The sequence below is a fragment of the Pseudomonas sp. F01002 genome, assembly GCF_004402115.1.
Taxonomy (GTDB): domain Bacteria; phylum Pseudomonadota; class Gammaproteobacteria; order Pseudomonadales; family Pseudomonadaceae; genus Aquipseudomonas; species Aquipseudomonas frigoris.
In genome coordinates, this window is sequence record NZ_SOPU01000027.1 from 43,561 (window position 1) to 57,489 (window position 13,929).

General features: G+C 58.8%; 17 protein-coding genes and 1 pseudogene. 14 read left to right on the plus strand and 4 right to left on the minus strand.

What is annotated here, in order from left to right:
* Positions 1-115: 115 nt before the first annotated feature.
* Together E3W21_RS23055 and E3W21_RS23060 are read right to left on the minus strand one after the other, a co-directional pair.
* A complete protein-coding gene (locus E3W21_RS23055) occupies positions 116-802 on the minus strand; it encodes an LrgB family protein (RefSeq protein ID WP_134421980.1) in 687 nt (228 codons plus the stop codon).
* Entirely contained in the window at positions 792-1,190 is a 399-nt protein-coding gene (locus E3W21_RS23060; protein WP_134421981.1) for a CidA/LrgA family protein, read from the minus strand. The genes E3W21_RS23055 and E3W21_RS23060 overlap by 11 nt, the downstream gene beginning before the upstream one ends.
* Positions 1,191-1,286: 96 nt before the next feature.
* On the opposite strand from E3W21_RS23060, the gene E3W21_RS23065 reads away from it, so the two are divergent.
* Entirely contained in the window at positions 1,287-2,183 is an 897-nt protein-coding gene (locus E3W21_RS23065) for a LysR family transcriptional regulator (RefSeq protein WP_134421982.1), read from the plus strand.
* Here the strand turns inward: E3W21_RS23065 and E3W21_RS23070 are convergent.
* Positions 2,167-2,619, minus strand: a pseudogene (locus E3W21_RS23070) (flavodoxin); the annotation flags it as partial. The gene E3W21_RS23065 and the pseudogene E3W21_RS23070 overlap by 17 nt on opposite strands.
* 154 nt (positions 2,620-2,773) lie before the next feature.
* Here E3W21_RS23070 and E3W21_RS23075 point away from each other — a divergent pair.
* Positions 2,774-3,250 (plus strand): PAS domain-containing protein, encoded by a 477-nt coding sequence (locus tag E3W21_RS23075; RefSeq protein WP_134421983.1) that lies wholly within the window; start codon positions 2,774-2,776, stop codon positions 3,248-3,250.
* A gap of 54 nt (positions 3,251-3,304) precedes the next feature.
* Positions 3,305-3,910 carry a hypothetical protein gene (locus E3W21_RS23080; RefSeq protein WP_129438411.1) on the plus strand — a complete coding sequence of 202 codons (606 nt, stop codon included), beginning with the start codon at positions 3,305-3,307 and terminating at the stop codon, positions 3,908-3,910.
* A 1-nt stretch (position 3,911) separates the two neighbouring features.
* On the opposite strand, the gene E3W21_RS23085 is transcribed toward E3W21_RS23080, so the two are convergent.
* Positions 3,912-4,871 carry a MerR family transcriptional regulator gene (locus tag E3W21_RS23085; RefSeq protein WP_134421984.1) on the minus strand — a complete coding sequence of 320 codons (960 nt, stop codon included), beginning with the start codon at positions 4,869-4,871 and terminating at the stop codon, positions 3,912-3,914.
* Between the two features lie 211 nt (positions 4,872-5,082).
* On the opposite strand from E3W21_RS23085, the gene E3W21_RS23090 reads away from it, so the two are divergent.
* From E3W21_RS23090 to E3W21_RS23140, 11 genes are all read left to right on the plus strand, one after another.
* Entirely contained in the window at positions 5,083-5,652 is a 570-nt protein-coding gene (locus E3W21_RS23090; protein ID WP_134421985.1) for an antibiotic biosynthesis monooxygenase, read from the plus strand.
* Positions 5,653-5,835: 183 nt separating this feature from the next.
* Complete coding sequence (gene folM, locus E3W21_RS23095; RefSeq protein ID WP_134421986.1) at positions 5,836-6,546, plus strand: dihydromonapterin reductase; 711 nt, start codon at positions 5,836-5,838, stop codon at positions 6,544-6,546.
* 22 nt (positions 6,547-6,568) lie between these two features.
* Positions 6,569-7,129, plus strand: coding sequence for a GTP cyclohydrolase I FolE (folE, locus tag E3W21_RS23100; protein WP_129438419.1), 561 nt, complete (start codon positions 6,569-6,571; stop codon positions 7,127-7,129).
* A gap of 2 nt (positions 7,130-7,131) precedes the next feature.
* Positions 7,132-7,503, plus strand: coding sequence for a dihydroneopterin triphosphate 2'-epimerase (gene folX, locus E3W21_RS23105; protein WP_129438421.1), 372 nt, complete (start codon positions 7,132-7,134; stop codon positions 7,501-7,503).
* A gap of 65 nt (positions 7,504-7,568) precedes the next feature.
* The gene (locus E3W21_RS23110; protein WP_008150700.1) at positions 7,569-7,865 is read left to right on the plus strand and encodes a DUF1244 domain-containing protein; all 297 of its coding nucleotides are present in this window, start codon (positions 7,569-7,571) and stop codon (positions 7,863-7,865) included.
* A complete protein-coding gene (locus E3W21_RS23115) occupies positions 7,858-8,196 on the plus strand; it encodes a HopJ type III effector protein (RefSeq protein ID WP_134421987.1) in 339 nt (112 codons plus the stop codon). The genes E3W21_RS23110 and E3W21_RS23115 overlap by 8 nt, the downstream gene beginning before the upstream one ends.
* Before the next feature lie 218 nt (positions 8,197-8,414).
* A complete protein-coding gene (locus tag E3W21_RS23120; protein ID WP_134421988.1) occupies positions 8,415-9,665 on the plus strand; it encodes an aspartate aminotransferase family protein in 1,251 nt (416 codons plus the stop codon).
* 131 nt (positions 9,666-9,796) lie between these two features.
* Entirely contained in the window at positions 9,797-10,771 is a 975-nt protein-coding gene (locus tag E3W21_RS23125; protein ID WP_134421989.1) for an amino acid ABC transporter permease, read from the plus strand.
* A gap of 60 nt (positions 10,772-10,831) precedes the next feature.
* On the plus strand, positions 10,832-11,560 hold the full coding sequence (locus tag E3W21_RS23130) for an amino acid ABC transporter ATP-binding protein (protein WP_134422119.1): 729 nt from the start codon (positions 10,832-10,834) through the stop codon (positions 11,558-11,560).
* Positions 11,561-11,606: 46 nt separating this feature from the next.
* Positions 11,607-12,434: a transporter substrate-binding domain-containing protein gene (locus E3W21_RS23135; RefSeq protein ID WP_134421990.1), complete on the plus strand. Its 828-nt coding sequence runs from the start codon at positions 11,607-11,609 to the stop codon at positions 12,432-12,434.
* A gap of 137 nt (positions 12,435-12,571) precedes the next feature.
* Complete coding sequence (locus tag E3W21_RS23140) at positions 12,572-13,855, plus strand: FAD-binding oxidoreductase (protein ID WP_134421991.1); 1,284 nt, start codon at positions 12,572-12,574, stop codon at positions 13,853-13,855.
* Positions 13,856-13,929: the final 74 nt, after the last annotated feature.

A 13,929-nucleotide genomic window follows, 5' to 3' on the forward strand; every position in this document is an offset into this window, starting at 1 on the left:
TTCTATTGTTTACCGGCGTTACAGCAGTCTAGTCACGCCCCGGGAATCGTGTAGTTGCATTGGCAGCCAGCTTGATGGCCTAGCGAGTCAGTACGCCGATGATCCTGGATCCATGTCAAAGTACTGCCGCCAACAATGGTGCGGCGAACAGATTCAGCAGCCCCGTCAGAACCATGACTAACCCCGCCACCGAGCCCTCTTCACCCCCCACTTCATGTGCTCGACTAACCCCGGCACCGTGCGCGCCGACGCCAAACAATGCCCCTCGAGCCAAGGCACTGCGCAGGGGCAACCACTTGAGCAGAATGCCGCCGAGCATCGCCCCGAACACCCCGGTGAACATCACAAACACCGCCGTCAGTTCCGGTACGCCGCCCAGGTCCTGGGCCAGTGGCATGGCAAAAGGCGTGGTGATCGAGCGCGGCACCAGCGACATCGTCACCGAACTGTCCAGCGCCAGCGCCTTGGCCAACCCGAACGAACTGCCGATAGACGCTGCGCTGCCCGCCAGCATCCCAAGCAACAACGCCGACCAATGCCGCATCAGCATTTGCCGTTGCTGCCAGATCGGTACCGCAAAAGCGACGGTGACCGGTCCCAATACCAGCATCAGCCAATGGGTGTTGCTCGAATATTCGGCATACGCGGAGTGCAGCGGCACGGCGAGTGCCAACAAAAGGGCCGGGACCAGAATCAGTGGCGACAGTACATAGCGACCAGTGCGACGGTAGATCCAGCGGCTGAATAAATAAGCCAGCAGCGTGAAGGCCAGCCAGAACATCGGCATCAGCTCAAGCTTCACGAGATCTCCTCAACCGCACCACCAGTTCCACGGTAAATGCGGTCACCAGCATCACCATCAGCGTGCTGACGCCGATCACCAGCAAAATTCGCCAACCGTCGCTACGCAGCAGACCGCCGTAATCGAGCAGGCTCATCAGCGCCGGAATGAAGAACAACAGCATCTCGGCCATCAACAGGCCGGCGCCCATTTGCAGCGCTGCCGGTTTGACCACACCCAAAGCGAACGCCAGCAGCAACAGCACCATGCCGATGACACCACCGGGAATCGGCCAGGAAAACCAAACGGCCATCTGGCAGCCGAGCAGATAGATGGCCAGCAGCACGGCCAATTCGGTCGTCAGTCGAGCCAAGCTTTTTAGGGTTGATGCGTTGGTTGATACGTTCATGTCTTCAGTCCTCACAGGTGCTCATTTTACGGAGCGGGCTGCTATACCCGAAGCGAATTGTTAGACTCGAAAACATTCCAAAATGGAATCAGGCAGATGGAATTCAAACAGCTACGCAGCTTCGTCGAGGTCATGCATCAGGGTGGTTTTACTCAAGCCGCCAAGACCCTGCACATCAGTCAATCGGCGGTGAGCAAACAGGTCGCTCAGCTGGAACAGAGCCTCGGCACTGCGCTGCTCGAACGGCAGGGTTCGCAGCTGCGCCTGACCGCCGCTGGCAGCGTGGTCCTGCAACGGGCCGAAGGCATGTTGCGGCTGCGCAACGAACTGCTCAGTGAGCTGGATGACTTGAGCCAACTGGCCCGCGGGGAATTGCGTCTGGGTTTGCCGCTACTGGGCAGTGACGCGCTGTTCGCCGGACTGTTCGCTGAATACCGGCGACGCTACCCGAACATCAGCATTCAATTGCTTGAGGGTGGCAGCCTGAACATCGAACAGGCCGTTTTGAGTGGAGAGTTGGAACTGGGTGGCAGCCTGTTGACGAAAGACCCGCAATTCGCCTTCCAGCCATTCTGCGATGAGCCGCTGGACGCCCTGCTGCCGGCCGATCATCCGCTGGCGTCGAAGACGGTGATTGGCCTGGAGGAATTGGCCGACACGCCCTTCCTGCTGTATCAGCGCAGCTTCGTGCTCAACGACCGTTTGCTGCAAGCCTGCCAGCAACTGGGGTTTACGCCGAAGGAAGGCGGTCGTAGCGGCCAGGCTGACTTTCTTGCAGCGCTGGTGGCGGCCGGTCAAGGCGTGGTGTTGTTGCCGCGCGTGGTGGCTCGCGGGCTGGTGCGGCCAGGCGTGGTGCGCCTGACCTTGAACGCGCCGAGCTATCTGCGTTGGGATATCGCCTTCATCTGGCGTCAGGGCGCGTACTTGTCAAAAGCCGCGCAAGCCTGGCTCGCCTTGCTGCGCGAGCGGCCGGTCTGCCCCGCAGAGCGCTGACCAGCTCCGCCAGCCAAGGCTCGGCGTCGGTTTCCGGCGTCACGCTTTCGCTGGCGTCCAGGCGCAGCATGGGCAGGACTTCGCGTAGGCCCAGTTCGCAGAACAATTCGCGCATTTGCTCGCCGCCGCCGCAAAACGTGTCGCCGTAACTCGCATCGCCCAGACCAATCACGGCACCCGGCAAGCCACGCCAGGCAGCCGGCAACTGATCACGGATTGCGAAATACAATGGTTGCAGGTTGTCCGGCAACTCGCCCATGCCGGTGGTCGAGGTCACCGCCAGGAAGGCTTCGGGGCCAAAGGCCTGAACATCGGCGAGGCTCGCACGCGGGTTGTGCCAGGTTTCGAAACCCGCTGCTTTTAAAATATTTGCGGCGTGGCGGGCGACTTCTTCAGCCGTGCCGTACACCGAGCCGGAAAGGATGGCGACTTTCATCAATCTGATCCTGAAGCTGAGTAAAAAGACGGGGGATATTAACAGCCGTGGCAAAAAAGCTGCGATTGACTCTCAATTAACGCTGGTGGTCAGTAGACAGTGCTCAGTGTTCTTTTAGAATGCATACCACAATCAAATTGGAAAGGATTCTCCGATGATTAACGCCCAACTGCTGCAAATGGTGATCAACGCTTCCAACGACGGCATCGTGATTGCCGAAAAGGAAGGCGAGCAGGACTACATCCTGATTTACGTCAACCCGGCATTCGAACGCCTGACGGGTTACACCAGCGAAGAAATTCTCTACCAGGATTGCCGTTTTCTTCAGTCCGGAGACCGCGACCAGGAAGCACTCCCGTTGATTCGCGAGGCGTTGAGCAATGGCCGGGCTTGCCGGGAAATTCTCAGGAATTACCGCAAGGACGGCACGCCATTCTGGAACGAGCTGTCCCTTTCGACGGTGAAGAACCCTGATGACGGACAGACTTATTTCGTCGGTGTGCAGAAAGACGTCACCCTTCAGGTCAAGGCGCAGCAGCGAGTCGCGCAATTGGAGGCGCAGTTGGCCGAGGTCCAGGCCGAACTTGCCGCACTAAAAGCGACGAACGGCGAAAACAAATCAAAGAATTGATTGTCATTAACTACAATCACCAGTGACTTTGTAACTATTTCTGTCGAGCAGATTATGCAACGCGACGCACTCCTGACTCAGGATGAGCTGGATTTTATCCAGACCATGCAACACAACCCGCAACTCAATGTGCGGGATGCGACGTCGAGCCTGCTCGTCAACGGTGGTTCGCAGATCCGTGACCTGCTCACGCGCCTTGCCGCTCATGAGCAAGTCACCATCCAGGCCAACTTCGAAAATCAGCAAATGACCTTCCCGCTGCACCTGGTGGAAGACGAGTTTCATGCGCTGCATTTACGCCTCGGCGTCCCCAGCATCTATGAAGACGGACCGATGGTCCGGCCATGGCGCCTGGTACTCGAAGAACCGGTAGCGCTGGAGAATGCCAATGGCCAGCCCGGTACGATGTGGGTGCACGAAGTGTCGTTCAAAGGGGTCTTGCTGGAAGTTCGCAACAAGACCAAGCCGCCAAAGCATTTCGCCTTGTGGTTCAGCCCGTCTGGCTACGAGCGCATCGCGTTGCGCGGCACCTTCGAGAAAGAAACCGAGAGCGGCTTCTTTGCCTATCAGTTGAATCAGGGTGACAAGGACGAAACCGAGCGTCTGCGCCAGTACATCCTTCAACAGCATCGGCTGACGCATCCGGCCATGCATCTCTGATTCAAGTGTCCAGGTTGCCTGTCAGGAACTGTTTCAAACGCTGACGCATGACCAATCCTTCGTTACCCAGACATCCAATCGACGATCCAGCCAGGCTTTCCTGCACCAGATCGGACGCATCCCCCGCCAGCATCAACTGACAATCCAGGCTCAAGGCCAGGCGCTTCAATCGCCGTGGCAACTCGGGCGCAGGCGCGTGATTGGAAAACAGCACCAGCGCCTGGGCCTTGATTCGCTCGCAGACCAGGGTCAATTCGTCGAATGGCTGACCGATAGCCAACACTTGAATAGCCGAATCGACACTGCTCAGAAACAGCGCCGCTACCAGCACTTCGAGTTCACGACACTGATCGTTCAAGGCGCAGACAATCACCCGTCGCGGCTGCATGACACGCACCAGCAGCAGGCGTTGCAACACTCGAGAACGCAGAAAACCATCCAGGAAAAACCACTCGCTGGCCTGACCGAACGCTTCATGGCGCTGCAGCAATTGCTTCCAGAGTGGAAGCAGAATGTCCTGAAACACGACAGTCAGGGGATAACTGGAAAAGATCTGTCCATAGACCTGCTCCAGTTGAACCTCGTCAAAGGCATTCACCGCTACCTGAACCTGTTGCTTCCATTGCATGTAGTCAGCGTGTACGAGTTCATTCGGGATGATGTGCGACAGGGCCTGAAGCGGGGCAGTCCTGGCCAGTATCTTGCCGACTTTACTGACAGCAACGCCGCGTTCGATCCAGCCGATGATGCTGCGGACCCGATCGATATCGGTCATCGAATACAGTCGGTGCCCACCTTCGGTGCGCGTGGGCTGTATCAGTCCATAGCGGCGCTCCCATGCGCGTAGCGTGACCGGGTTGACCTTGGTCAGGCGCGCCACTTCGCGAATCGGAAACAGCTCTTCCTGTTCGAGAGGAGTTTCGGGCTGCATTACACGGACAACGTCAGTTGGCACAGGCATTTTATAATTCTACGTCCATGTATAAATTGGATCCCATTCTACCTCCGCTGCCCCCATACCATTCAAGACGTTGATGGCGACGAATGTCACTGACGTTCCAGGCAGAATCAGGAATAATCCTTGCTTGTTCCAAGACGCAGCCCACCACCCCGGCGCTGCGCCTGGCGAAACTCCTATCCGGAGCGACGCGATTGTCATACGGAGATACAAAATGTCTACTTCACCCGTCACGCTGATGGTTGCGCGCCGCGTCGCCGATGGGCGTTATCAAGACCTGATCGCCTGGTTGCGCGAAGGCGAACAACTGGCCACCGATTTTCCCGGCTACCTCGGTTCTGGCGTGCTCGCTCCGCCGCCCGACGATGACGAATTCCAGATTATTTTCCGCTTCGCCGACGAGCAGACGCTGCACGCCTGGGAGCATTCTGTATCGCGCACCGCATGGCTGGCACGCGGCAGCGACTTGTTTGCCCATCCAACGGAACATCGTGTCAGCGGCATCGAAGGCTGGTTCGGCGCGGCCGGCCAGCGACCACCACGCTGGAAACAGGCCGTGGCGATCTGGTTGGCATTCTTTCCGGTTTCCCTGCTGTTCAACTTTGTCCTCGGGCCGTTGCTGAGCGACATGGGTCTGCTGAGCCGGGTGTTCATCAGCACCTTGTGCCTGACCCCGCTGATGGTCTACTTCTTCATTCCGCTGTCGACCCGCCTGCTGGCCAACTGGCTGAACACCGCTGCGACCCGACGTTTGCCCGCCGAGCCCTCCACCCAAAACCACTGATCCCCATGTGGGAGCGAGCTTGCTCCGGGCGGCGATCCGACGATGAGGCCATAACATTCAACATCTTTGTTGGCTGTGATACCGCCATCGCGAGCAAGCTCGCTCCCACAGAGGAAGCCCCACGGTAGGTGAATGCCGCCGCGCGCTGGTATAGTTTTGCTCTTACCGCGACGCGAGCCGTTCATGACCTCTTTCGTAGCCCCAATCCTCATCACCGGTGCCGGCCAACGTGTCGGCCTGCACTGTGCGCAGCGTTTGCTCGAGGATGGCCAGCCGGTGATCTTCAGCTACCGCAGTGAACGCCCCGGCGTGCAAGTTCTGCGCGACCTGGGGGCGACCGCGGTGTGTGCCGACTTCTCCACTGAAGCCGGAATCTTCGCGTTCATCAGCGAACTGAAAAACCACACCGACAGCCTGCGGGCGATTGTCCATAACGCCTCCGAATGGCTGGCCGAAACCCCGGACACCGACGCCGCAGCCTTCACCCGCATGTTCAACGTCCACATGCTGGCGCCCTACCTGATCAATCTGCATTGTGCCGACTTGCTGCAACGCTCAAGCCCGGCGGACATCGTGCACATCAGCGATGACGTAACCCGCAAGGGCAGCAGCAAGCACATTGGCTACTGCGCCAGCAAAGCCGGGCTCGACAGCCTCACCCTGTCCTTCGCCGCGAAATACGCGCCGACAATCAAGGTCAACGGTATCGCCCCAGCCCTGCTAATGTTCAACCCCGACGACGACGCGGCGTACCGCGCCAAGGCACTGGCCAAGTCCGCGCTGGGTATCGAACCCGGCTGCGAAGTGATCTACCAGAGCCTGCGTTATTTGCTCGACAACCCTTATGTCACCGGCACGACCCTGACCGTCAACGGCGGACGGCACATCAAATAAGCGGCCCCCGCGAGGATGTTCCATGACGTTATCCCTGTCCCAGAGCTACCGCGAGATCCTCATCGGCCTTGGTGAAAACCCCGACCGCGAGGGCCTGCAAGACACCCCGGTTCGCGCGGCAAAAGCCATGCAGTACCTCTGCCATGGTTATGAGCAAAGTGTCGAAGAGATCGTCAACGGCGCGCTGTTCGCTTCCGATGCCGATGAAATGATCATCGTCGACAACATCGAGCTGTACTCGCTCTGCGAACATCACATGCTGCCCTTCATCGGCAAGGCGCATGTGGCTTATATTCCAACGGGCAAAGTGCTGGGCCTGTCGAAAATTGCACGACTGGTGGACATGTTCGCCCGTCGCCTGCAAATCCAGGAAAACCTCACTCGGCAAATCGCCGACGCGGTGCAGCAAGTGACCGGTGCTGCGGGCGTCGCGGTGGTCATCGAAGCCAAGCACATGTGCATGATGATGCGCGGCGTCGAGAAACAGAATTCGACCATGAACACCTCGGTGATGCTCGGCGCCTTCCGCGAGTCGAGCAACACCCGACAGGAGTTCCTGCAATTGATTGGACGGAGCAAGTAGCAATGCCACAACTTCAACCAGGAACGGCACGCATCCGGGTCAAGGACCTGTGCCTGCGGACCTTCATCGGGATCAACGAGGATGAAATCCTCAACAAGCAGGATGTACTGATCAACCTGACCATCCTGTATGCCGCTCAAGAAGCGGTGCGTGACAACGACATCGATCACGCGCTGAATTACCGCACCATCACCAAGGCAATCATCGCCCATGTGGAAGGCAATCGCTTCGCCCTGCTCGAGCGCCTGACTCAGGAAATTCTCGATCTGGTCATGGCCAACGAGTCGGTGTTGTACGCCGAGGTCGAAGTCGACAAGCCCCACGCCCTGCGATTCGCCGAGTCGGTGTCGATTACCCTGGCCGCGAGCCGCTGACCGTCTGGCACATTGCTCGTCAGACTTTTATCATCCGCGCACGATTTGATTGCACAGAGCCCGCCATGACCGATCAACAACGCCTGGAACTCGAAGCCGCCGCCTTTCGCCGGCTGGTCGCCCACCTGGACAGCCGCAAGGATGTGCAGAACATCGACCTGATGAACCTCTCCGGTTTCTGCCGTAACTGCTTGTCCAAGTGGTACAAGGCCGCTGCCGACGAACGCCAGATCGAGGTCAGCCTCGACGACGCCCGCGAAGTGGTTTACGGCATGCCGTACGCCGAGTGGAAAGCCCAATACCAGCAAGAAGCCAATGCCGAACAACAAGCGGCGTTCGCCAAAGGAAAACCCAATGAGTGATTTGAACACCCTGCGCGCCAGCCTCAAGAGCGGCGAACACGTTTTTGCCGACACCCTGGCGTTCATCGCCGCCGGCTACGACTATCAGCCTCAGGCTTTCAACAACGGCGGCGTGGAAAACGCAGCCGGGCAGAACGAAGGCTCGTGCAAGACCCTGGGTCTGGCGCTGCTGGAAGGCTTGAGCGATGAAGAAGCGCTGTTGGCGTTCGGCGAGCATTACCGTTCGGTGGTGGCGACGCCTGAGGGCAGCGATCACGGTAATATCCGCGCGTTGATTACACATGGTCTGGCGGGTGTGACGCTCGCGAAACAGCCACTGACTCGCCGCTGACTCAAAATCAAAAGATCGCAGTCTCGTTTCACTCGACAGCTCCTACAGCGAAATACAATCCCTGTAGGAGCTGTCGAGTGAAACGAGGCTGCGATCTTTTGACCTTCACCGCACATCCCGACTTTTAAGATTGACCCGGCAACTTTATTTCGTTTGCCGGGCACCGCTGCTCACGGCTTAGATAAAAAGAAGCATCCCTTCTTCAGAGTCGGTCATCCATGAGCAGCGAAACCATCAGCCAGTCGATCAACATCGTTCATCCCGTCACGCTCAGCCACGGCAAAAATGCCGAGGTCTGGGACACCGATGGCAAACGCTACATCGACTTCGTCGGCGGCATCGGTGTATTGAACCTCGGCCATTGCCATACGCGCATCGTCGAGGCCATTCGCGAACAAGCCACCCGGCTGACTCACTACGCGTTCAACGCCGCCCCGCATGCGCCCTACATCGAACTGATGGATCGTCTCACCGCGTTTATTCCGGTGGACTACCCGGTCAGCGGCATGCTCACCAACAGCGGTGCGGAAGCGGCGGAAAATGCCCTGAAGATCGTGCGTGGCGCCACCGGTCGCACGGCCGTCATCGCCTTCGACGGCGCCTTCCATGGCCGCACCCTCGCCACGCTCAACCTCAACGGCAAAGTCGCGCCCTACAAACAGAAAGTCGGCGTGCTGCCGGGTCCGGTTTTTCACCTGCCCTTCCCGAGCCAGGACAACGGCGTGACCTGCGCGGAGGCCCTGAAGGCCATGGACCGCCTGTTCAGCGTCGAGATCGACGTCGATGACGTCGCCTGTTTTATCGTCGAACCGGTGCAGGGCGAAGCGGGTTTCCTGGCGCTGGACGTGGAGTTCGCCCAAGCGCTACGTCGCTTCTGTGATGAAAAAAACATCCTGTTGATCGCTGATGAAATCCAGTCCGGCTTCGGTCGCACCGGCCAGCGCTTTGCATTTTCGCGACTGGGCATTGAGCCGGACCTGATTCTGCTGGGCAAAAGCATCGCCGGCGGTGTGCCGCTGGGTGCGGTGGTCGGGCGCAAGTCGCTGCTCGACACCTTGCCCAAGGGCGGACTGGGCGGCACCTATTCAGGCAACCCGATTGCCTGCGCCGCAGCACTGGCAACCCTGGACGAGATGACCGATGCGAACTTGCACGCCTGGAGCTCGCAACAGGAAGAAGCCATCGTCAGCCGCTATGAGGCCTGGCGCGCCAACAAGCTTTCCCCGTTTCTGGGCCGCTTGACCGGCGTTGGCGCGATGCGCGGTATCGAACTGATCAATCCCGACGGCACACCCGCCTCAGCGCAGTTGACCCAATTGCTGGCCCTGGCCCGCGACGCCGGTTTACTGCTGATGCCCAGCGGCAAGTCGCGCCACATCATTCGGCTGCTGGCACCACTGACTACTGAGGCAGCGGTGCTGGAGGAAGGGCTGGATATCCTCGAGGCTTGCCTGGCGAAGCTTTCCTGAAAAGCAAACTACGATCAGGGACTGACATAGCGAATTATGTTCGCTTGTAGTCCCCGATTTTGCGTCGCAATACTGGCCAAATACCCCTTTTACCAAGCGAGATCACTACCACCTACAAGCCTGAGGCATTCATGTATCACGACAATATAATTTATAAAAAAAAGTCCAATGATCCTCAATTCCTGCTTGGCGTAGCCGTGGTGCTGTTTCTCGGCTCCTACCTGATGAACCTGGGTAACAGCGCCCTCAGTCATTTCCTGCATCCGCTGCTGGGCAATGCCCCGGACAGCCTGACTGCTCGCAATATCGCCATCGGCCTGGCGATTGCCGCACTGGGCACGCTGAACTTTCACGTCCTCGGACGCTTGAAATTCAAAGTGCAGACCACCGTGGTATGGATCGAACTGCTGATCCTGTTTCTGGCGTTCTTCGACACATTCGACCTTTCCTACAGCTTCATCCTCGACAAGATCGGTTTCCTGATCATCCAGGGCGCCGCGACCACGCTGTACATCTCCGCCGTGGCGATCGTGATTGCCTTCTTGCTGGCGTTGATCGGTGCCGTGGCCAAGCTGTCGAACAACGGCCTGGCCAATGCCATCGCCTCGTTCTACACCTCGTTTTTTCGCGGTGTTCCGCTGCTGATCCAGATCTACCTGATTTACCTGGGACTGCCGCAACTGGGTTATGTGGTGGACGCAGTGCCGGCCGGCATCCTCGCGTTGTCGCTGTGCTACGGCGCCTACATGACCGAGATTTTTCGTGCGGGCATCCAGAGCATTCCGGTGGGTCAGTGGGAAGCCTCACGAGCCCTGGGCATTAGCCCGCTCAAGACCCTGAGCCGGGTGATCATGCCGCAAGCCTTGCGGGTGATCATCCCGCCCACCGGCAACCAGTTCATCGCCATGCTCAAGGACAGTTCGCTGGTGTCGGTGATCGGCGTCTGGGAATTGATGTACCTGGCCAAGACCCAGGGCCGAGCGGATTTTCGCCACCTGGAAATGCTGATCACCGCCGCGATGATTTACTGGGCCCTGTCGTTCATCCTCGAACGGGTGCAGGCGCGGATCGAAAAACGGGTCAACCGATCCATCGCAAGGGGCTGATGCGTGATGACTACGGCAGAACGAATCGACCTGGCACCTGTTGCGCAGACCAGCCCTTCGATGATTTCCATCATCGGTTTGAACAAGTGGTACGGCGACTTTCACGCGTTGCGCGATGTCGACCTGAACGTCGCCGCCGGCGAAATCCTGGTGGTGTGCGGACCGTCGGGCTCAGGAAAATCGACGATGATTCGCTGCATCAACCACCTGGAGAATTTCCAGAAAGGCCACATTCAGGTCAACGGCATCACACTCACCAGCGAAGCAGAAAGTGTCAGCGCGGTGCGCCGGGAAATCGGCATGGTGTTCCAGAGCTTCAACCTGTTCCCACACTTAAGCGTGATGGACAACCTGACCCTGGCCCCGCAACTGGTGCAAGGCGTGTCGGGCGCTGAGGCGAAAAAACGCGCTCAGGTCTACCTGGAGCGGGTGCGAATTGCCGAACACGCCGACAAGTACCCTTCGCAACTGTCCGGTGGCCAGCAGCAACGCGTGGCGATTGCCCGGGCGCTGTGCATGAACCCCAAAGTGATGCTGTTCGACGAACCAACCTCGGCCCTCGATCCGGAAATGGTCCACGAAGTGCTGGACGTGATGGGTGAGTTGGCCACCGACGGCATGACCATGATTTGCGTAACCCACGAAATGGGTTTTGCCAGCAAGGTCGCTGACCGCGTGCTGTTCATGGACCAGGGCCAGGTCATCGAACAAGCCACCCCTTCCGAGTTTTTCAACAACCCGCAAACCGAACGCGCACAGAAATTCCTGTCGCAGATCATTGGTCACTGAGCACTGCTTTGCCCCTTCAGAACAATAACGATAAGTGGAGATGGACATGGTCAGCAAAAAACACGTAATCGCAGCCGCAATGTCGCTGGTGTTCGTCGGCGCCGCCAACGCCGGAGCCGTACTGGACAAAATCCAGAGCAGTAAAACAATGACCGTCGCCACGTCGGCGACCTGGCCACCCCAAGGGTTTATCAACGACAAGAATGAAATCGACGGGTTTGATATCGATGTTTCCAAGGAGATCGCCAAGCGTCTCGGTGTCGAGGTCAAGTTCATTACCCCCGATTGGGACGTGATCACCGCCGGCAAGTGGAACGGGCGCTGGGACATGTCCGTGGGCTCGATGACCGCCACTAAAAGTCGCGCGCGAATTCTCGACTTCCCCGCGACCTACTACTACGTGCCCTACGTGTTTGCGGTGCACGCCAAATCCACAGTCACTGACCACAAAGCGTTGAATGGCAGAATCATCGGCGTCGAAGGTGGCACCACGTCCGAGGACTATTTCAGCCAGTCCCTGGCCATTGAAACCACTGACGTGCCGCCAGTCGTGTACGACGTCAAAACCGAAAAAATGAAAACCTACTCCGGTTCCGTCGGGCCGCTGGACGACCTGCGCCTGGGCGACGGTGCCCGCCTGGACGCCATCCTCACGCAACGCAGCACGCTGGATGCAGCGGTGAAAAAGGGCTATCCATTGCGGGCCGTCGACAACAACGTGGTGTTCTACGAACCGCTGGCCGTCGCCACCGACAAGGGTGACCCGGAGCTGAAAGCCAAGATCGGTGAAATCATCGCCGCGATGCACAAGGACGGCACGCTGACCAAGCTGTCGGACAAGTGGTACGGCGTCGACTATTCGACCATCAAGTAAACACCTCGGATTCCACCGCCCCCTGTGGGAGCGAGCTTGCTCGCGATGAGGCCATAACATTCAGTATCGATGTTGAGTGTTCGGCCCCCATCGCGAGCAAGCTCGCTCCCACAGAAAGCAATTTTCAAGGATTGACCATGTCCTTCCCCACCACTTGGTATTCCCAAACCTCGCTGCCCCGCGCAGCCAAGCCCGAACTTCGCACTGACGAAACTTGCGACGTCTGCATCATCGGCGCCGGGATCGCGGGCCTTACCGCGGCCCTGGAGCTGACCCGGCGCGGCAAACGCGTGATCATCCTCGAAGCCCGGCAAGTCGCCTGGGGCGCGTCCGGTCGAAATGGCGGCGTGGTCTCGCCGGGCTGGGCTGAAGGGTCGGGAGCGATCCGCAAGAAACTTGGACTGGAACAGGCCAAGGCGCTCTTTCAAATGTCGGTCGAGGGTGTGGAGATTGTCCGCCGCAACATCGCCGAACTGGCATTGTCCGGTTGCGATCCATCCGCCGGTACGATTCGGGTCAAGCGTTACGACGACAGTGCTGGTGTGAAAAACCACATCGAGAGCATGCGCCGGGACTTCGGCTATGAACTCAACTACCTCGACACCCCTCAGGTCCGCGAGCGGGCCCACACCCTGCGTTATTTCCAGGGCATCGAGGATCCGAAGGCGCTGCACTTTCACCCGCTGAATTATTGCCTGGGACTGGCCCTCGCCATCGAAGCAGCAGGAGGCCGGATCTTCGAACAATCAAAAATGCTGGCCTGGCATCGCGAAGGCGCCGACAAAATTGTCCAGACCGCTCACGGCACCGTGTGCTGCCAGGACCTGGTGTTCTGCGCCGGCGGTTACGGCGGCCCGGAGTTGCAAAAACTCAGCCGCGCCTACCTGCCCATCGCTACCTATGTGGTGCTGACCGAGCACCTTGGCGACTCGATCAAAAACGTCCTCGACTCCGGCGCCGCGTTCTCCGACGACCGCCGCGCCTCGGACTATTACCGCGTGGTCGAAGGCGACCGCCTGCTCTGGGGCGGACGCATCACCACCCGCAACGAACAGAACGAAAAGGCCCTCGCCGCCATGCTCAAGGCCGACATGGTGTCGGTCTATCCACAACTGGCCCCGGTCAAAATCGAATTGGCCTGGTCCGGCCTGATGGGTTACTCCACCAACAAGATGCCCAACCTGGGATTGCTCGAACCGGGCGTCTGGGCCTGCACCTCGTTTGGTGGCCATGGCTTGAATACCGGCTCGATTGGCGGCAGGGTCATCGCCGAAGCGGTGTGCGGGGAAAGTGCGCGTTATCAGTTGTTCAAACCGTACTTGCTGGACTGGAACGGCGGGCCGTTCGGGCGGATTGCCGCCAATGCCATCTATCAATCGTTGAAAGTCATGGACTTCGTCCAGGAGCGATTTCGCGGCTGATCGCAATCGACTTCGGCCAATGCAAAAACCTGTGGGAGCGAGCTTGCTCGCGATAGCGGTATGTCAGTCGATAT